Annotated in this window: 20 protein-coding genes, 1 pseudogene and 1 riboswitch; of the genes and pseudogenes, 9 read left to right on the plus strand and 12 right to left on the minus strand. The window is 73.3% G+C overall.

Going from position 1 to position 17,773, the window contains the following annotated elements:
• Positions 1 to 17 precede the first annotated feature (17 nt).
• Positions 18 to 1,067 (plus strand): NAD-dependent epimerase/dehydratase family protein, encoded by a 1,050-nt coding sequence (locus AB0M29_RS30250; RefSeq protein ID WP_365388356.1) that lies wholly within the window; start codon positions 18 to 20, stop codon positions 1,065 to 1,067.
• Positions 1,068 to 1,088: 21 nt separating this feature from the next.
• Here AB0M29_RS30250 and AB0M29_RS30255 read toward each other — a convergent pair whose 3' ends face one another.
• Complete coding sequence (locus AB0M29_RS30255) at positions 1,089 to 1,697, minus strand: DUF1707 domain-containing protein (protein WP_365388358.1); 609 nt, start codon at positions 1,695 to 1,697, stop codon at positions 1,089 to 1,091.
• A gap of 142 nt (positions 1,698 to 1,839) precedes the next feature.
• Here AB0M29_RS30255 and AB0M29_RS30260 point away from each other — a divergent pair, with 142 nt between their 5' ends.
• Positions 1,840 to 2,337, plus strand: coding sequence for a YbaK/EbsC family protein (locus AB0M29_RS30260; RefSeq protein ID WP_365388360.1), 498 nt, complete (start codon positions 1,840 to 1,842; stop codon positions 2,335 to 2,337).
• A 97-nt stretch (positions 2,338 to 2,434) separates the two neighbouring features.
• On the opposite strand, the gene AB0M29_RS30265 is transcribed toward AB0M29_RS30260, so the two are convergent.
• Both AB0M29_RS30265 and AB0M29_RS30270 read right to left on the minus strand, forming a co-directional pair.
• Complete coding sequence (locus tag AB0M29_RS30265; RefSeq protein WP_365388362.1) at positions 2,435 to 4,045, minus strand: alpha/beta hydrolase; 1,611 nt, start codon at positions 4,043 to 4,045, stop codon at positions 2,435 to 2,437.
• Positions 4,046 to 4,124: 79 nt separating this feature from the next.
• Complete coding sequence (locus AB0M29_RS30270) at positions 4,125 to 4,925, minus strand: hypothetical protein (protein WP_365388364.1); 801 nt, start codon at positions 4,923 to 4,925, stop codon at positions 4,125 to 4,127.
• Between the two features lie 76 nt (positions 4,926 to 5,001).
• Here AB0M29_RS30270 and AB0M29_RS30275 point away from each other — a divergent pair, with 76 nt between their 5' ends.
• A complete protein-coding gene (locus AB0M29_RS30275; RefSeq protein WP_365388366.1) occupies positions 5,002 to 5,868 on the plus strand; it encodes a LysR family transcriptional regulator in 867 nt (288 codons plus the stop codon).
• A 119-nt stretch (positions 5,869 to 5,987) separates the two neighbouring features.
• Here AB0M29_RS30275 and AB0M29_RS30280 read toward each other — a convergent pair whose 3' ends face one another.
• The 7 genes from AB0M29_RS30280 to AB0M29_RS30310 form a co-directional block, all read right to left on the minus strand.
• Positions 5,988 to 6,830, minus strand: coding sequence for an urease accessory protein UreD (locus AB0M29_RS30280; RefSeq protein WP_365388368.1), 843 nt, complete (start codon positions 6,828 to 6,830; stop codon positions 5,988 to 5,990).
• Positions 6,827 to 7,519, minus strand: coding sequence for an urease accessory protein UreG (gene ureG, locus AB0M29_RS30285; protein ID WP_365388370.1), 693 nt, complete (start codon positions 7,517 to 7,519; stop codon positions 6,827 to 6,829). Before ureG ends, AB0M29_RS30280 begins: the two co-directional genes overlap by 4 nt.
• Positions 7,520 to 7,923: 404 nt before the next feature.
• On the minus strand, positions 7,924 to 8,586 hold the full coding sequence (locus tag AB0M29_RS30290) for an urease accessory UreF family protein (RefSeq protein ID WP_365388372.1): 663 nt from the start codon (positions 8,584 to 8,586) through the stop codon (positions 7,924 to 7,926).
• Positions 8,587 to 8,593: 7 nt separating this feature from the next.
• Positions 8,594 to 10,315, minus strand: a complete 1,722-nt coding sequence (locus tag AB0M29_RS30295; protein ID WP_365388374.1) for an urease subunit alpha — start codon at positions 10,313 to 10,315, stop codon at positions 8,594 to 8,596.
• Entirely contained in the window at positions 10,308 to 10,658 is a 351-nt protein-coding gene (locus AB0M29_RS30300) for an urease subunit beta (protein ID WP_365388376.1), read from the minus strand. Before AB0M29_RS30300 ends, AB0M29_RS30295 begins: the two co-directional genes overlap by 8 nt.
• Before the next feature lie 16 nt (positions 10,659 to 10,674).
• Positions 10,675 to 10,977, minus strand: coding sequence for an urease subunit gamma (locus AB0M29_RS30305; protein ID WP_365388377.1), 303 nt, complete (start codon positions 10,975 to 10,977; stop codon positions 10,675 to 10,677).
• A 99-nt stretch (positions 10,978 to 11,076) separates the two neighbouring features.
• Entirely contained in the window at positions 11,077 to 11,367 is a 291-nt protein-coding gene (locus AB0M29_RS30310) for a type II toxin-antitoxin system Phd/YefM family antitoxin (RefSeq protein ID WP_365388379.1), read from the minus strand.
• 60 nt (positions 11,368 to 11,427) lie between these two features.
• On the opposite strand from AB0M29_RS30310, the gene AB0M29_RS30315 reads away from it, so the two are divergent.
• The 4 genes and pseudogenes from AB0M29_RS30315 (at position 11,428) to AB0M29_RS30330 (ending at position 14,458) form a co-directional block, all read left to right on the plus strand.
• Positions 11,428 to 12,063, plus strand: a complete 636-nt coding sequence (locus tag AB0M29_RS30315) for an ATP-dependent Clp protease proteolytic subunit (protein WP_365388381.1) — start codon at positions 11,428 to 11,430, stop codon at positions 12,061 to 12,063.
• Between the two features lie 6 nt (positions 12,064 to 12,069).
• A pseudogene (locus AB0M29_RS30320) lies at positions 12,070 to 12,385 on the plus strand (hypothetical protein).
• 418 nt (positions 12,386 to 12,803) lie between these two features.
• A riboswitch (cyclic di-AMP (ydaO/yuaA leader) is annotated at positions 12,804 to 12,966 on the plus strand.
• Between the two features lie 3 nt (positions 12,967 to 12,969).
• Positions 12,970 to 13,443 carry a C40 family peptidase gene (locus tag AB0M29_RS30325; protein WP_365388383.1) on the plus strand — a complete coding sequence of 158 codons (474 nt, stop codon included), beginning with the start codon at positions 12,970 to 12,972 and terminating at the stop codon, positions 13,441 to 13,443.
• A 217-nt stretch (positions 13,444 to 13,660) separates the two neighbouring features.
• Entirely contained in the window at positions 13,661 to 14,458 is a 798-nt protein-coding gene (locus AB0M29_RS30330) for an NAD(P)-dependent oxidoreductase (protein ID WP_365388485.1), read from the plus strand.
• A 69-nt stretch (positions 14,459 to 14,527) separates the two neighbouring features.
• Here the strand turns inward: AB0M29_RS30330 and AB0M29_RS30335 are convergent, their stop codons facing one another.
• A complete protein-coding gene (locus tag AB0M29_RS30335) occupies positions 14,528 to 15,175 on the minus strand; it encodes a LysE family translocator (RefSeq protein WP_365388385.1) in 648 nt (215 codons plus the stop codon).
• Between the two features lie 128 nt (positions 15,176 to 15,303).
• On the opposite strand from AB0M29_RS30335, the gene AB0M29_RS30340 reads away from it, so the two are divergent.
• Positions 15,304 to 16,251 carry a LysR family transcriptional regulator gene (locus AB0M29_RS30340; RefSeq protein WP_365388387.1) on the plus strand — a complete coding sequence of 316 codons (948 nt, stop codon included), beginning with the start codon at positions 15,304 to 15,306 and terminating at the stop codon, positions 16,249 to 16,251.
• On the opposite strand, the gene AB0M29_RS30345 is transcribed toward AB0M29_RS30340, so the two are convergent.
• Positions 16,220 to 16,648, minus strand: coding sequence for an ATP-binding protein (locus AB0M29_RS30345; protein ID WP_365388389.1), 429 nt, complete (start codon positions 16,646 to 16,648; stop codon positions 16,220 to 16,222). The genes AB0M29_RS30340 and AB0M29_RS30345 overlap by 32 nt on opposite strands.
• Before the next feature lie 241 nt (positions 16,649 to 16,889).
• On the opposite strand from AB0M29_RS30345, the gene AB0M29_RS30350 reads away from it, so the two are divergent.
• Positions 16,890 to 17,756: a helix-turn-helix transcriptional regulator gene (locus AB0M29_RS30350; protein WP_365388391.1), complete on the plus strand. Its 867-nt coding sequence runs from the start codon at positions 16,890 to 16,892 to the stop codon at positions 17,754 to 17,756.
• Positions 17,757 to 17,773: the final 17 nt, after the last annotated feature.

Here is a 17,773-nt window from a genome sequence, read left to right on the forward strand (position 1 = left end):
CGCATAACGTCACCGCCATGACGGGAACCGCGTTCATCCTCGGGGCATCAGGACAGATCGGCCGCCAGGCCGTCCGCGCGCTGGCGGAGGACGGCTGGCGGGTGACCGCCGCCTCACGGGGCGGCGGCACCGACCCGCGGTGGCCGGAAGACGTCCGCACGGTCCGGGTGGACCGGAGCGAGACCGCCGCGCTGGCCGCGGCCCTCGGCGACGGCTGCGACGTCCTGCTGGACTGCGTGGCCTACGGCGAGGCCGACGCACGTCAGTTGCTCTCGCTCTCCGACCGGATCGGCTCGGCGGTGGTGATCTCCAGCGCGGCGGTCTACGAGGACGACAAGGGCCGCAACTTCGACACGCAGCTCGAACCGGACGGAAATCCGCGCTATCCGGTGCCGGTGCCGGAGACGAATACGGTGGTCGCACCGGGCCCGGCCACGTACGGGACACGCAAGGTGGAGCTGGAGCGGACGCTGCTGGAGGCGGGGTCGCGGCTGCCCACGACGCTGCTGCGGGCCGGGGCGATCCATGGCGCCCACAGCCCGCTGCCGCGCGAACTGCACTTCGTCAAAAGGGCGTTGGACGGCCGCCCGGTGCGGGTGCTGGCCTACGGCGGCGCCAGCAGGTTCCATCCGGTACACGCCTCGAACATCGCGGAGCTGGTCCGGCTGGCGGCCGCGACGCCGGGTTCCCGGGTGCTGAACGCCGGCGACCCGCGGGTGCCGACGGTCGCGGAGATCTCCGCGGCGATCGACGCGGTCCTGGGCCGTACCAGTGAACTGGTGCTGGTCGACGGCCCGCCGCCGGAGCCGACGGTCGGCGACACACCGTGGAACACGCCGTACCCGATGGTGCTGGACATGACGGCGGCGGAGCGGGAGCTGGGCTACACCGCCGTCACCGGCTACGAGGAGTCGCTGCCGGAGACGGTCGAGTGGCTGACCTCGGCGCTCGCCGGAGGACAGGACTGGCGCGAGCTGTTTCCGTTGCCCGCCCGGCTGTCGGCGGAGTACGGCGACTGGTTCGACTACGCGGCGGAGGACCGCTGGCTGGCAGCGCACCGCAGCTGACCGCGCCAGGCCGAGCCGGCGTCAGCGGCCGTCCCGCCAGGGGTACTTGTAGGAGCGCATCACCCGGACGTGGCCGAAGACCGAGCGTCCGGTGATGCGGACCACGGGGCCGTCCTCGGCGCCCTTGCCCTCGTCACGGCGGCCGTGCTGCGAGCGCTTGCCGAACAGCGCGGTGCCGGTGTCGTAGACCTGCGCGTTGCCGGGGACCAGGATCTCGACCTTCCCGCAGAAGGAGTCGGCCTCGATCACGACCTCGCGGCGGGTGAAGACCGCCTGGCGCAGGTCGATGACGATCGCCCCGAACTGGGAGCGCACGGTGGTACGCGGCGGCACCGGCCACTGCCCCGACCGCCGGACCTTGCTGAACAGCGCCCGCACGGGCGCGTTGTCGGCGGGCGAGACCAGGTTGGCCCCGGGCGTGGGCACCGGCAGGTCCGCGGTGAGCGGCGCCAGCTCGCCGCGGGTCCTGGCGGAATAGGCCGCCTCCAGCCGCTCGGTGTGCTCCTCCGCGCTGAGCCGCCCGGCGGCATAGGCGTCGGCGAGCACCGCGGCGGTGTGGTCGCGCTCCTCGTCGGAGGCCCGCATCTGCGGAGCGGCGGCGGAGTGCTCCCGCGGCGAAAGGTCGGACACCGGAGGACCTCCTGATGGGGAACGGAACGCGACTCACGATATATCGCGTCTGTGGCGCTTCGCAAGCGGTCATGGCGGCCCCACCTCGACCCGCCACGTACGATGCCGACGGACCCCGAACGACCGAAGTGGAGCCGGGCAGATGAGCGAGCACGAGACGTACGACCGGCTGATCGCGCTGCTGGACGAGCAGGGCGCGCAGTACCGGGTCATCGAGCACGCGCCGGAGGGCGCCACGGAGCTGGTGAGCGCGCTGCGCGGCAACACGCTCGCGCAGGCGGCGAAGTGCATCGTGGTGATGGTGAAGGTGGGCAAGAAGGTCACCCGCTATGTGCTGGCCGTGGTGCCCGGCGACCGGCGGGTGGACCTCAACGCGGTGAAGGCGCTGCTGGAGGGGACCTATGTCTCCTTCGCCTCCCGCGACATCGCCGAGCAGCTCGCCGGGAGCGTCAGCGGTACGGTGCTGCCGTTCTCCTTCGCCGAGCGGCTCGAACTGGTCGTGGACCCGGGGCTGTTGGAGCACGACGAGATCTTCTTCAACGCCGCCCGCCTCGACCGCTCACTGGCGCTCGCCACCAAGGACTACGTGCGGATCGCCGCGCCGCGGACCGAGCCGATCGCGGGCGGCCCGGCCGAATAGCACACGCCCTGCTCCCGCCGACCCGGCGCATGGGGGTGGGCCGCCCGCCACCGCGAGGTGACGAACGGCCCACCGCTCACGCGCTGGTGACTGAGGGTCAGCTGGCCGCCGGGACCGGCGTCGCGTGCGGACCGCACACCACGTCCTGCGCGTCCAGGGTGCCCTGCAGCAGATAGGCGTCGACCCGGGAGTTGATGCACGGGTTCACCAGTCCGGTGACACCGTGCGAGCCCGCGTCCTTCTCGGTGATCATCACCGAACCGTCGAACCGGCCGTGCAGTTCCACCGCGCCCGGGTACGGGGTCGCCGCGTCACGGGTGCTCTGCACGATCAGCACGCCCGGCAGCCCGCGGTACGAGCGGACGTCGACGGGGTGCCGCTGCCGGACCGGCCAGGTGGCGCACGGCAGGTTCATCCAGGCGTTCGACCAGGTGAGGAACGGGTACTGGGCGTTGAGCGCCGTGTTGTCCCGGTCCCACTTGCGCCAGCTGGTGGGCCACTTGGCGTCGGTGCACTCCACCGCGGTGTAGACGGCGGTGCCGTTCTCCGCGGTGATGTTGCCCGCGGTGTCGGACATGTCGGGACCGGCCGCGTCGACCATCGCCTGGGTGTCGCCGGCCTCGTACTTGCTCCAGGTGCCCGCGACCGTGGCCCACATCGAGTCGTAGTAGGGGGCGTTCTGGAAGAAGCCGAGCAGCTCGTTGGGGCCGACGACGCCGCTGATCGGGTGGCTCTTGGCGACGGCGCGCAGCGCCTCCCACTTCGCCTGCACCTTCGCGACGGTGTCACCGAGGTGGTAGACGGAGTCGTACTTCGCCACCCACGTCTCCCAGTCCACCCAGCGGCCCTGGAAGGCGACGTCCTGGTCCAGGTTGTTCTGGTACCAGATCTGGTCCCGCGAGGGGTCGACGACGCTGTCCACGATCATCCGGCGCACATGCGTCGGGAAGAGCGTGGCGTAGACGGCGCCGAGGTAGGTGCCGTAGGAGACGCCCAGGTAGTTGAGCTTCTTCTCGCCCAGCGCGGCCCGGATGACGTCCATGTCGCGGGCGGTGTTGGGCGTGGTCATCTGCGACAGCATGCGGGCGCCGGTGCGCTCCAGGCAGCCCTGCGCGTACTCGGCGGCCAGCTTGCGCTGCGCCTGCTTGTCCGCGTCGCTGTCCGGTACGGGGTCGGCCTTCGGCGCCTGGACGTAACTCTGCGGGTCCTCGCAGGAGATCGGCGCGGAGTGGCCGACGCCGCGCGGGTCGAAGCCCACGAAGTCGTACGCCTTGGCGGTGTTGACCCACACCGCCGAGTGGCTCGTGACACGGATCGGGAAGCGCATCCCGGAGCCGCCGGGGCCGCCCGGGTTGTACACGAGGGCGCCCTGCCGCTGCTCGGGCGTGCCCGTGTTGCCGATCCGGTCGACGGCCAGCTTGATGGTGTCGCCGAAGGGCTTGGCGTAGTCGATCGGCACGGTGACGTAGCCGCACTGGATCGGTGCCGGGATCTTCCAGGTGTCCGGGCAGGCGGCCCAGTCGATGCCGTGGTGGGCGGCGTTCGCCGCGGCGATCATGACACCGACGGACTCCGGCACGCCGACGGAGCGCGCGGCTCCGGCGGTCGGGTCGGCGGAGTGCGGGGCGCCCGCGGAGGCCGCGGGTGCGACGGCGAGCACACCCGCGATCAGGGCGCCGGTGGAGACGAGCACGGTCGTGCGTCTCAAGGTGGAAACTCCCCTCCTGGACCGTGGCTTGTGGCCACGGTGACCACAGTGATCAGAAGCGAATCATTTCCCCTGTGTGTCAGCTGTGAACAGGCCAGCCGGGTGATTCTTCATCAAAGCGTGATTCCACATAGGACTTCGGGTCCGCCGCACGAGTGACCGCCGCGGCGGCCAGGGCGCGGATGTAGGGATGCGGCACCGTGCCGTCCCCGGCCAGTTCGGGCTGGAAGAGGGTGGCCAGGAAGAACGGGTGGCCGGGCAGCTCTGCCACCCGCGGTGCGCCCTCCGGGTCGTGCGCGGTGAACCGCAGCCCGCCCGCCTCCAGCCGCGGCAGCAGACCGGGCACGGGACCGTAGGCGCAGTGGAACCGCTCGACGCTCTCCCTGCTCCCCAGCAGGCGTTCGGCGAGGCTGCCGGGGACGGTCCGCAGCCGGCCCTCGTGGCCGACGAGGGAGCAGGACAGCGGTGCGATCAGGATGTCGTCCGCCGCGCGCTCCGCTGAGGGGTCGTCGGGCTCGTTCTCGGTGTGGCGGGCGCCGGTGAGCCCGCAGGCGTTGCGGGCGAACTCGAGCAGCGCGTGCTGGAAGCCGCCGCAGGTCCCGAGGAAGGGCAGACCGTCCTCGCGGGCGGTCCGCACGGCGGCCAGCGCGCCCGCCTCGCTGCGGTACGGGCTGCCGGGCAGCAGCCAGACGGCGTCGAACCCGCTGACGGCGCCGGGGTCGAGGGCGTCCTCGGTGGGCACCCAGTAGGCGTCGACGGGCAGGCCGTGGCGCTCCCGCAGCGCGGCCAGCAGTCCTGGCAGCCGCTGGTGGGAGCGGACGGACGGGGACCGGTCGCCGACCAGGGCGATCCGGGCGGTCGGTGTGTGGGCTGTCGTCATGCCGCCATGTTCCGGCCCGCACAGGCATCACGTCCAACGATGATCAGTGGTGGTGCGATCAGTAATACTGATGAGCATGGATCCGCATCTGCTGCGTACGTTCAGCGCGGTCGCGCGCCTGGGGTCGTTCTCCGCCGCTGCCAGGGAACTCGGCTACACCCAGTCGGCGGTCTCCCAGCACATCGCGGCCCTGGAGACCGACCTCGGGGTGGAGTTGCTGGGGCGGCGGCCCGTCGCCCCGACCGAAGCGGGCGCCCGGCTGCTGGACCACGCGGGGCCGCTGCTCACCCGGCTCGCGGCGGCCCGCGCCGATGTCGTACGAGTGGCCCGCACGCCCGTCGTACGGCTGGTCGTCGGGGTGTGCGGCGCCGCGTTCGGCCGGCGGGCGGCGCGGGCGCTGGCGGAGGTCAGATCCGCGCTGCCGCGCGCCGAGGTGACCATCCGTCAGGTGGGACGGACGGCCCTGGTCGCGGGCGTGGCGGAGGGCGTACTCGACGTCGGCCTGGTCGACGGGGCCGTCGCGCCCACCGACCCGCTGCATCTGCCGGAGGCCGCGGGGCTGCGGGTGACCGCCGCGGGCGAGGAGCCGCTCGCGGTGCTGCTCCCACCGGGCCACCCGCTGGCCGGGCGTACGGGGCTGCGGCTGGCCGATCTGGCGGACGCGCTCTGGCTCGACGCCCCCGGCACGGCGGTCCCGCTCCCCGATCTGCGCGCGGCGGTCGGCGGCGGCTTCCCCGCGCCCTTGCGCTACGACGGGGCCGACCTGCACACCCTGCGCGAACTGGTCCGCGCGGGCCACGGCCTGGCCCTGCTCCCCCGCTCCACCGCCGGGCGCGGCGCGATCCCACTCACCGCCCCGCGCCTGGTCCATCGCACCGAACTCGTCCACCGCAAGGGCCTGGACCCGGCGGCGGCGCTCTTCGCGGAACGGCTGGCGGCGTGAGGCGCGGGTCAGCCGACGGGGGGCGCTCCTCGCCGAGCCGGTGACTGTGTGAGGCGCGATCAGCCCGACGGGGGCGGGGGGCGCGCTCCTCGCCGGGCGGCTGACGGCGCGAGGCGCGGTCAGCCGACGGCCTGGGGGGCCGGGAGGGTGATCGGCCGGGCGGCGTGAGGCTTTGCCTGGGCCTTCGCCTCTGCCAGGGCGTGGTCGAGCAGCCGCCGCAGCCGCAGGCCGTCGGGGGCGACGGCGGTGACCAGTACGGCGGGCCCGGCCAGCGGGACCAGGGCGGCCCGGCCGCCGGCGCTGTCGCGGGCGGACGCCAGCACGTGCGGTGTCGCGGGGGACGTGGCGAAGTCCTGGTCCACCAGCAGGAGTTGGCCGACGGCACGGTAGCCGGCCAGCACCGCGGGGCCGTCCCAGCCGGGCACGCCGGGGCCGAAGGACAGCTCCTGGTCGAGCAGCGGGGTGCCCTCGCGCGTCACGGTCAGCCGGGAGGTGAGGCGGCCCGGCTGCTCGCCGTGCCGCCCCAGGATCTGCTCCTCGCGCAGCAACAGCCGTGCGGTGGCGGCCAGTTCGACCAGCGTGGTCATCCGCAGATCACTGCCCCGTGCGGCGATCAGCGGCTCGGGCAGCCAGTGCAGGGTGCCCTCGTCGGCGACGGTCAGCCGCACCTCGTACGCGGCCGGTGCGGCGTCGCGCCCCGGCAGGGACAGGGTGGCTGCGGCCGACCCGACCGTGAGCCGCGCCCGCCGTCCGACCTCCGCCTCGATGCGCAGCCGGTCGCCGCCGAGCGGCGCGCTCATCGCGCCCACGACGGTCACGGCGGCGGCGCCCTCCGGCCCGGGCCGCGTCCTGCGCAACGCCAGCGGGCCGTCGCCGGACAGCAGCGGCAGCGCCGTACCGCCGCGGCCGTCGGCGACCGCCCTGAGCCGGGCGACCGCCCGCACGCCCCCGTCGGCCCTCACGCGGGCAGCGCCGACCAGGCCGCCAGCCGCTCGGCCACCCAGGCGGCGACCGGCTCGATGCCGCCCTCCCGTTTGACCGAGGTGAACACCACCGGCAGGTCCCCGCGCTGCGCCGCCGCGTCCCGTGCCATCCGGTCCAGGTCCGCCCCCACGTACGGCGCGAGGTCCGTCTTGTTGACCACCAGCAGGTCGGCCGTGGTGACGCCCGGGCCGCCCTTGCGCGGGATGTCGTCCCCGCCCGCCACGTCGATCACGAAGATCTGGGCGTCGACCAGCCCCTTCGAGAACGTCGCCGTGAGGTTGTCCCCGCCGGACTCCACCAGGATCAGGTCCAGCGGCCCGACGCTGTCCTCCAGGTCCTCGACCGCCTCCAGGTTCGCCGAGATGTCGTCCCTGATCGCGGTGTGCGGGCACGCCCCCGTCTCCACCGCCGTGATCCGCTCCGCCGGAAGCACCGCGGCCCGCAGCAGGAACTCCGCGTCCTCCCGCGTGTAGATGTCGTTCGTCACCACCCCGATCGACACCTCGTCCCGCAACGCCCCGCACAACGCCGCCACGGTCGCCGTCTTCCCCGACCCCACCGGCCCCCCAAGCCCCACCCTCAGCCCCCTCCGCCGCCCGTCCCCCCGAACCACCGTCCCGGAGTGCGCATACCTCTCCGGAAACACCTCAGGCTGATCTCTGTGCATGCCCCACTCCATTCGTAGCAACCAACATCGCCCCCGCCGGCCCCGTCTTCCGCCGCACCCCGCAGAGGGCCCGGGCCGAAGGCCCGAAGAAGTTCCCGCCGCGAAGCCGCCAAGCCACAGACAAGGCACCCGGCGGTGCCGAACCCGCCGCACCCCGCAGAGGGCCCGGGCCGAAGGCCCGAAGAGGTTCCCGCCGCGACAGCGCCCGGCCACATGACCGGATCCCGGCGGTGCCAACCGACGGCACCCCGCCCCAGCCCCGGGCCGCAGGCCCGAAGAAGCTCCCGCCGCAACGGCGCCGAGCCACACACAAGGCACCCGGCGGTGCCGAACCCGTCGCAACCCCGCAGAGGGCCCGGGCCGCAGGCCCGACGTACCCCCGAAGCCCAGCCGCAGGCGCCGCTTCATGAGGCGAACAGCCGCTTCTCCCACCCCCCGTGCTCCTCGGCGGCGAGGTCGAGGAGGGGGGCGGAGGCCGCGGGGAGGGTGGTGGGGTCCGTCGTAGCGGCGAGGGAGGCGATGGCGTCGATCTCGGGGGCGAGGCGGGCCAGGAGGGCGGCGCCGTGGAAGGGGTCGAGGCTGAGGAGGCGGACGGCGGCGGCGGTGGGGCCGCTGGCGGACTCGTAGGCGGCGGCTTGGGCGGCGTCCAGCGGGAGCAGGCCCGCCGCGCGGGCCGTGAGGCCGAGCACGACGGGGTGGTGGGCGCCGCGCGGGCGGGCCGCGGCGAGCTCGTCGAGGGCGGGGTCGGGCCACGCGGCACGGGCGGCCCGCAGCAGTTGGCGGCCGAGCCGCCGGGAGGTGGCCCGCAGGGCGGGCGACGGCGTGCGCGCGTCGGCCGCCGCGTCGAGGGCGAGCGGGTCGGCCCCGGAGGTCGCCGCCGCGGCCAGTGCGGCGGCGACCAGTCCCGAGGTGTGCAGCCTGCCGCGGCAGAACGCCGCCAGCGACGCGGCGTCGTGCACGCGGCCGTCCGCGACGGCGGCCTCCGCGCCGCCCGAGTGGGCGTGCCCGCCGGCCGGGAAGCGGCCGTCGGCGAGCACCAGCAGGGCGGCGCGTGCTGCGTTCGTCATCACGGCCTCAGAAGAGAAAGTACCGCTGTGCCATGGGCAGTTCGGCGGCGGGCGCCGGTTCGACGACCTCACCGTCGATCCGTACCGTAAACGTGTCCGGATCGACCTCCACCCGCGGCAGCGCGTCGTTCTCCCGCATGTCCGCCTTGGTGACCCCCCGGGTGTCGCGGATCGGCACGAACTCCTTGCCGAGCCCCAGCCGTTCGGGCAGCCCGTCGTCGAGGGCCGCGCCGGTGACGAAGTTGACGGAGTTCCTGGCGGGCGCGGCGCCGACACCGCCGAACATCGGCCGCGGCAGCACCGGTTGCGGGGTGGGGATCGACGCGTTGGCGTCACCCATCTGCGCGTACGCGATCTGCCCGCCCTTGATGACGAGCCGCGGCTTGACCCCGAAGAACGCCGGTTCCCACAGCACGAGATCGGCGAGCTTGCCGGGCTCGACCGAGCCGATCTCGTGGTCGAGGCCCTGCGCGACCGCGGGGTTGATCGTGTACTTGGCGACGTACCGCCGCGCGCGGCGGTTGTCCGCGGCGCCGTCGCCCGGCAGCGATCCGAACCGCCGCTTCATGACGTGCGCGGTCTGCCAGGTCCGCAGCGCCACCTCGCCTATCCGCCCCATGGCCTGCGAGTCGGAGCTGATGATGCTGATCGCCCCGAGGTCGTGCAGCACGTCCTCGGCGGCGATCGTGGAGGGGCGGATCCGGGACTCGGCGAAGGCCAGGTCCTCGGGGACCGACGGGTTGAGGTGGTGACAGACCATCAGCATGTCGAGGTGCTCCTCGACGGTGTTGACGGTGTGCGGGCGGGTCGGGTTGGTCGAGGACGGCAGCACGTGCGGCCGTGAGACGACCGTGATGATGTCGGGCGCGTGCCCGCCTCCGGCGCCCTCCGTGTGGTAGGCGTGGATGCCACGGCCCGCGATGGCCGCGAGGGTGTCCTCGACGAATCCGGCCTCGTTCAATGTGTCAGTGTGGATGGCCAGTTGGGCGCCGGTGGCGTCGCAGACGGTCAGGCAGGCGTCGATGGCGGCGGGCGTGGCGCCCCAGTCCTCGTGGATCTTGAACCCGACGGCCCCGGCCCGCAGTTGGTCGCGCAGGGAGCGCTGGTTGACGGTGTTGCCCTTGCCGAGCAGCCCGACGTTGACGGGGTACGCCTCCAACCCGGCGAACATCCGCGCCAGGTGCCAGGCACCGGGGGTGACGGTGGTGGCCCGGGTGCCGTCGGCGGGACCGGTGCCGCCGCCGATGACGGTCGTGACGCCGGTCGCCAGCGCCTGCGTCATGAGGGTCGGCGTGATGAAGTGGACGTGCGCGTCGACGGTGCCGGCGGTGAGGATCTGGCCGTTGCCCGCGATGATCTCGGTCTCCGGGCCGATGACGAGGTCCGGGTGGACGCCGTCCATCGTCTCGGGGTTGCCCGCCTTGCCCAGCGCGCTGATCCGGCCGTCGCGAAGGCCGATGTCGGCTTTGACGATCCCCCAGTGGTCGAGGACGACGGCCCCGGTGATCACCGTGTCGGGCGCGCCCTCGGCGCGGGTGGCGCGGCCCTGGCCCATCGACTCGCGGATGACCTTGCCGCCGCCGAAGACCGCCTCGTCGCCCGCCCGTCCCGGTCCGCCGCACAGGTCCCGCTCGATCTCCACCAGCAGGTCGGTGTCGGCGAGCCGGACGCGGTCGCCGGTCGTGGGCCCGTACAGGTCGGCGTGGACCGCCCGGCTCAGCTCAGCCACGGCCGTCTCCTCCCCCGGTCGCGGCGCCGTCCGCGGGGCCGAGCGGTCCCGCCGTCTCGCCGCGCAGTCCGGCGACGATCCGCAGTCCGGCGATCGGCACCAGTTCGACCTCGGCGGGGATGCCGGGCTCGAACCGTACGGCGGTGCCCGCGGGGATGTTCAGCCGCAGGCCGCGGGCGGCGGCCCGGTCGAACTCCAGGCCGGGGTTGGCCTCGGCGAAGTGGTAGTGCGAGCCGACCTGCACGGGGCGGTCGGCGGCGTTGACCACGGCCAGCCGGGTGACCGGGCGCCCCGCGTTCAGCGGCACGGGCTCGTCGGCGTAAAGGATCTCTCCGGGAATCACGGTGGCTCCCGCCCGGTCAGACGATGGGCTCGTGGACGGTGACGAGCTTGGTGCCGTCCGGGAAGGTGGCCTCCACCTGCACGTCGTGGATCATCTCGGGGATGCCGTCCATGACCTCCTCGCGGGTCAGCACGGTGCGCCCGGAAGCCATCAGCTCCGCGACGCCGCGGCCGTCGCGGGCGCCCTCCAGGACGTGCGCGGTGATCAGCGCGATCGCCTCGGGGTGGTTGAGCCGCAGCCCGCGGGCCCGGCGCCGCTCCGCCACGTCGGCGGCCACGTGGATGAGCAGGCGTTCCTGCTCATGCGGGGTCAACTGCACAGCCACACCTCACAGTCGTCGGTCGCCGCAGAGTAGTTCGGTGGAGTTTCGACTGCGTTAACGGCTGTTACGGGCGGCTGTTACGGGTACACGCGGCTGTTACCCGCGGCGGTCGCCCGGCTGCGGGCCGCGGTGCTCGGCCGCGATGCCGAACCTGCGGCGTTCGCCCGTGGCGGACGTGCCGGAGCCGATCGAGGAGACCGTGCTGATCACCTGCTCCTCCGTCTGCGCGTCAAGATCGCGCAGTCGTTGCAGGTCAGCGGCGGAGACCAGGGCGACGAGCGGCTTGCCGTGGCGGGTCAGGACCACCTGCTCGCCGCCGTAGACCACGCGGTTGATGAGTTCTGCGAGCTCCGCACGCGCTTGTGTCACCGGGACGTCATGGGTCATGCTCCCCATCATAACGAGATGTACGTCCTGTACATTTTGAACAGATGGAGGTGCGTGCCCATGTTCCATCCGACCGCCCGCTACGTGCTGCCCGAGTTCACCGAGCGCAGCAGCAACGGCGTCCGCACCATGGACCCGTACTCCAAGCTGCTCCAGGAGCGCATCGTCTTCCTCGGCACCCAGATCGACGACACCTCGGCCAACGACGTGATGGCCCAGCTCATCCACCTGGAGAGCGCGGCGCCCGAGCAGGACATCCACCTCTACGTCAACTCGCCCGGCGGCTCCTTCTCGGCGATGACCGCGATCTACGACACGATGCAGTTCGTCACCTGCGACGTGGCCACCGTCTGCATCGGCCAGGCGGCGTCGGCCGCCGCCGTGCTGCTGGCCGCGGGCACAGCGGGCAAGCGCATGATCACGCCGGGCGCGCGGATCCTCATCCACCAGCCGTCGCTGGGCGACGTGGCGCAGGGCGACGTGTCGGACCTGGAGATCCAGGCCAACGAACTGCTGCGGGTCCGGGCGCAGTTGGAGACGCTGCTGGCCCGTCACACCGGCCAGGACCAGGAGCGGATCGCCACCGACATCGAGCGGGACAAGGTCTTCGACGCCGAGTCGGCCGTCGCGTACGGGCTGGTGGACCGGCTGACCACCAGCCGCAAGACCAACGGCCCCGCGTACGGCCTGCGGTGACCGGCGGTGGTACCGGAACTGCCGCCGCTCCCGGCGCTGACGCGGTCCGAGGGTGAGCTGGTCGACTGCTATCTGGAGGTCGTCGACCTGCTCGGCCGGATCAACCCGTCCCGTACGACGGACACCTACGCGGCGCTGCGCCCAGGCGCTGGTGGGACGGGCGGTCGCGCTGCGGGACGCGCTGACGCAGATGCACCTGCGCGGCGAGACCGACGTCCACCACGCCACGCTGGGCCGAGCGTTGCGCGTGCTGGACGGCGAACGCCGGGCGGGACTGGTGGCGCTGGCCCCGATCCGGCCCCCGGAGCAGCCGTCGCCCTGACGGCCCGCCAGCGGGCGGGCGGGTGCGGTCAGTCGGCGGCGCGGGCGGCGAACACCCGGCCGGTGGTCACTGTGTGACACCGAATCCCCCGGCAAACGCTCGGCGCGGCACCAAAGGGGCTCATTCCTTCGGCGTAGCACACGTTGAGCGGTGCTCCGTCCAGGAATTGCGCGCAGTGACCAGAACCCACCGGTCGGCATGGGCATTTGCGCAGGTCACAGGGTGCGACCGTGTTGACGGTCCGACGCATACGGCCGAATGTCCACCCGGATAGGTGAGTCGTGATCAGATTCACACCGCGCGTTTCCCACCCGGCCGCGGCCCGGTTCATGCGTAACGATCCGTGGTGACGACAAGCCCCCGCCGCCGTGGCGGGGCGGTCCGCGCGGATGCCCAATCCCGCCGCCGCGCGGATGCCAGGTCGACACGACTGCACCGGCGGGAGCGGAGGACCCAGGCATTGCGGGGCCGGCCCCGAACCATCAGGGCCGCCCCTTGGGGTGAAGCCGCACACGCGGCCGGGCATCTTCGCCTGCCCGAACCCGACAGGTCATCCTTCGCAGGCTGATGACGAAGGGTTGCGCATGACCGCGCTCCACCGCTTCTCCGCCCGGCTGTCCCGGTTCGGGACGGCGTCACTGCTCACCGCCGCGGCAGTCACCCTGCCGTCCCTGCTCCCGGGCGCCGCCCAGCAGGCGCAGGCGGCGACGCTGGCCGTCAACGCGCTGAACGTGGCCGCGTCCAAGCAGGGCTCCCCCTACCAGTGGGGGGCGACGGGCCCCTACCGCTTCGACTGCTCCGGCCTGACGCTCTACTCCTTCAAGCGCGCGGGCAAGAGGCTGCCCCGCACGGCCGCCGCGCAGTACAACAGCACGCGCCACATCTCCGCCTCCACGCGGCGCCGCGGTGACCTGGTCTTCTTCCACTCGGGAGGCTCCATCTACCACGTCGGCATCTACGCGGGCGGCGGCGAGATCTGGCACGCCCCCAAGACCGGTGCCCGCGTCCGCCTGGAACGCATCTGGACCAGCGCCGTCTGGTACGGCCGGGTCTCATGACCCGGCCCCCGGACCGGCCGGGTGACGCCTCACCCGGCGACCGCGCCGGACGCGGCCCGCCGCCCGCCGGCGTACGGGCCTGAGCGTGCGGGGGCGCGGCGAGCGCGTCCCCGCCCCGGGACGCCGTCCCCGCGCCCTTGTTCGGCCCCCGCCTGATCGGGCAGGAGTTCGACGAGAAGGATTGCTGGGTCGAGATCTCCTGGAGGGCGCAGTGGGCATGGGGACGGTCGCGGTGACCGGCGCGGCGGGGAACATCGGTTCGGTCGTGCGGGAGGCGCTGCAGGGCGAGGCGGCCCGGCTGATCCTGATCGACCGGGCGCCGCTGCGCGCCGAGGCCGACAACGAGGACGTGCGCACCGCCGACCTGCGCGACGCGGCCGCCGTCGCCTCGGCGCTCGAAGGCGCCGACCGGGTGCTGCACCTGGGCGGTGTACCCGACGAGGCGCCGCTGGCCGACCTGCTGGAGGTCAACGTCCAGGGCACCCACCACGTCCTGGAGGCGGCGCGCCGGGCGGGCATCGAGCGGGTGGTGCTGGCCAGCAGCAACCGCGTGACCGGCTTCTACCCCGTGGAGCACGTCACCAGCCCGCGCGAGCCGGTACGGCCCGACGGGCTGTACGGGGTGAGCAAGGCGGCCGTGGAGGCACTGGGCCGGCTCTACGCCGACAAGTTCGGCCTGTCCGTCATCTGCCTGCGCATCGGCAGCTTCGAGCCGGTGCCCACCGAGCCCCGCCATCTGGCGACCTGGCTGAGCCCGCGCGACGCGGTGGGCTACATACGGGCCGCGCTCACCGCCCCGCCCTCGGTCCGCTTCGCCGCCGTCTACGCGGCCTCCGCCAACGCCCGCCGCTTCTGGGAGACACCGGATCCGGCCGTGCTGGACTACGCACCGGCCGACAACGCCGAGGCGCACGCCGCCGACATCCCCGGTGCCGAGCTCCCGGGCGACCCGTCGGCGCCCCAGGCCGGGCTCTACGCCCTGCCGGAATTCACCCTTCCGCACCTGTGGCCCTGACCTCACCCGGACGCGGGCGGCCCGGTTCACTCCGACGGCCCCGTCGGCGCGAGTGAGGGACCGGCGGCGTCAGCGCAGCAGCGGTTCGGCGAGCAGCACGCCGCCGAGGCAGAGCAGCATCGCGCCGCAGACGCCCTCGATCCCCCGCAGGGCGGCGGGGCGGCGCAGCAGGGGCCCGAGGAGGTCGGCGCCGACGGCGACGGCGGGGAACCAGAACAGGCCCATGCCGACCACGATCGCGCCGAGCAGCAGCGTGCGGGGCAGGGCGGCGTGGCCGGGCGGGACGAACTGCGGCAGCAGGCTCAGGAAGAGGACCGGCGCCTTGGGGTTGAGGGCGTTGGTGAGGAAGCCCTGCCGCAGGGCGCGCAGGCCCGGCCGCCCGCCCGTGGCGTCCTCCGCCGCGCCGGGGGCGGCCGGGGCCGGGAGCGCGGCCGGACCGGCGGCGGCCCGCAGCGACCGGGCCCCGAGCAGCACCAGGTAGCAGCCGCCGCACACCTGGAGCGCGCGGAACAGCCACGGCTGCGCGACCAGGACGGCGGCCAGGCCCGCGACCGCGAGCGTGGTGTGGACCAGTAGCCCGGCGGCGATGCCGAGACCGGTGGCGACCCCGTCGGTGCGCGACCGCAGCGCGCCGCGCACCACGACGGCGAAGTCCGCGCCCGGCATCACGATCATCCCGGCCGCCACCACCGAGAACGCCATCAGCCCGCTGTCCATCCCCGCGCTCCTCACCTCGGCCCCGCCGCCCCCGCACCGCGCGGCGGACCGGCTCCCCGTCCACCCTGGCGCAGCTGGGCCTTCATCAGGTATGTGTGATTTCCGGGGGCAGTATCAAGGAGTGCTTTATGTACGATCCGACAAGGCTGGCCGCGCTGGTGGCGGTCGCCGAGGCGGGTTCCATCACCCGCGCGGCCGCCCGGCTCGGCTACACGGTGCCCGCGCTGTCCCAGCAACTGGCCAAGCTGGAGCGGGAGACGGGCGCGGAGCTGCTGGTGCGCACGTACCGCGGGACGGTGCTGAGCACGGCGGGCGAGGTGCTGGTGCGGCACGCCCGGCTGGTGCTCGGCCAGATGGAGCGGGCCCGGCTGGAGCTGGCGGAGCTGGCCGGGGTGTCCGGTGGCCGGGTCAGGGTCGGCACCTTCTCGACGGCCGGGATGCATCTGCTGCCGCCGGTGCTGACCGCCTTCCGCCGCTCGCACCCGGCGGTGGCGCTGAGCGTGGCGGAGTACGAACCGCCCGCCGGTCTGGAGGCGGTCGCCGAGGGCGCGGCCGATCTGGCGATCACCCACACCTACGAGGGCGCGCCGGACGCCGCGGTGCCCGGCGGGCTGACCGTGGAGCCGCTGCTGGTCGAGGAGCTGCTGCTGATCACCGCGCCCGGCCATCTCCTCGCGGACTCCCCCGCGCCGCTGTCGCTGCCGGAGCTGGACGGTCTGCCGCTGGTCAGCGCGCCCGCGTCGTACCCGAACCGGCGGGCGATCGAGGCGGCGCTGGCCGCGGCGGGGGTGACGATGCCGGTGGTCTGCGAGACCCCGGCCTATGTGACGGTGTGCGCGCTGGTCAGTGCCGGGCTCGGGGTCGGTCTGGTGCCGCGGATGGTGGCGGAGTCGGCGGCGGTGCCGCTGGGGGTACGGCGGCTCGCACCGCCGGGACCGCACCGGACGATCGCGCTGGGCTGGCGGGCGCAGGAGCGCGGGCCCGCGGTGGGGGCGCTGCGGACCCTGCTGCTGGCCGGATACCGCCGGGCGCCGGGGCGCCGGGTCAGCGCACCGGCACCGCCCACGGGATCATGATCCACACGGTCTTGCCGCCGTCGTCGGTCGGGGTGACGTGCAGCTTGCCGCCGGACTCCGCGGCCAGATGACGGATGATCACCATGCCCCGGCCGTTGTCCTGCTGGACGGCCGCGGGCAGCCGCTGCGGCCAGCGCGGATGGCTGTCGGTGACGCCGATCCGCAGCTCCTCGGCGCGTTCGAGCTGGACGTCGACGGTGAAGGTCGGTGACTGCCCCGAGGTGTGCAGGACGGCGTTGGTGGCGAGTTCGGAGACGATCAGCCGGACGGCGTCCACCGCCGGGGCGTCCGCGGGCAGCCCCCACTCCGCGAGCTGTGCGCATACGTACCGCCGGGCAGTCGGGACCGAGGCGGGGTCGCTCGGCAGGGTGACGGATACTTCCTGAAGATCTGCCATGGCGGCGTGGTCCTTTTCCGCTGTGCCGGGCACCGGCGCGCGCTGACCGGGCCAGGCCCGGTAGCGGCTGGATCGCGCCAGAGTGCCACTCATCGTGCCGCCAATACGGACGATCCACAGCGCTCTGCATATATCTGTCGCTCGAAACGGTGAACTCTGCTACGTGGATACGCATTTGGTCGGCAGACTGTCGTAACGGTCACAGGAACCGCGTTGCCGACCACAGGAGGTTCGTCAGGTCATGGAACGAGTCCCCGCCGTGCGCCGGCGCAAACTGGGCGCGGAGTTGCGCCGGTTGCGGGATCTGGCCGGACTGACCAGTGGCGGCGCGGCCGCGCTGGTCGGCTGGCACCAGTCGAAAGTCAGCCGGATAGAGACCGGCCGCAGCAGTGTGACCGCCGAGGACGTGACCCTGCTCCTCGACGCCTACGGGGTGCGCGACCGCGATCTGCGCGACCTGCTCGGCACACTCGCCGGAAAGGGCCATCAGCGCGGCTGGTGGCAGGACTTCCGCGAGGTGCTGCCGGTGGAGTACCGCGATTTCATCAGCCTGGAGACGGGCGCCAGCCGGGCCCGCTCGATGGAGAACAGCGTGGTGCCGGGACTGCTCCAGACCCCGGCGTACGCCCACGCGCTCACCACCGACGTGATGCCGCGGCTGGGCCCGCGCGAGGTCGCGTCGCTGGTCGACGTGCGCATCGCGCGGCAGGCGGTGCTCCGGCAGGACCCGCCGCTGGAGCTGTGGGCGGTGCTGGACGAGGCAGTGCTGCGGCGCACGGTCGGCGGCGCCGAGGTGATGGCCGAGCAGTTGCGCGCCCTGCGGGAGGCCGCCGCGCTCCCCCATATCCGGCTGCAGGTGTTGCCGTTCGGCGCGGGCGGGCACATAGGAGTTACGGGTTCGTTCGTCATCTTCTCCTTTCCGCGCATTGCTGATCTGGATGTGGTTGTTATTGACCACTTGACGAGTAGTCTCTATGTCGATCGGAAAGAGGACATCGAGGCGTACGGCGCGGCCTACGACCGATTGTGCGCATGTGCTCTTCCCCGCGAGGAGTCGGCGGATCTCATCGGCGAGATCGCCGAAAGCATGGCGCGTACCCGTGAATGACATGAAAAGGTCTGAAA

The organism is Streptomyces sp. NPDC051976 (genome assembly GCF_040680795.1).
GTDB lineage: Bacteria > Actinomycetota > Actinomycetes > Streptomycetales > Streptomycetaceae > Actinacidiphila.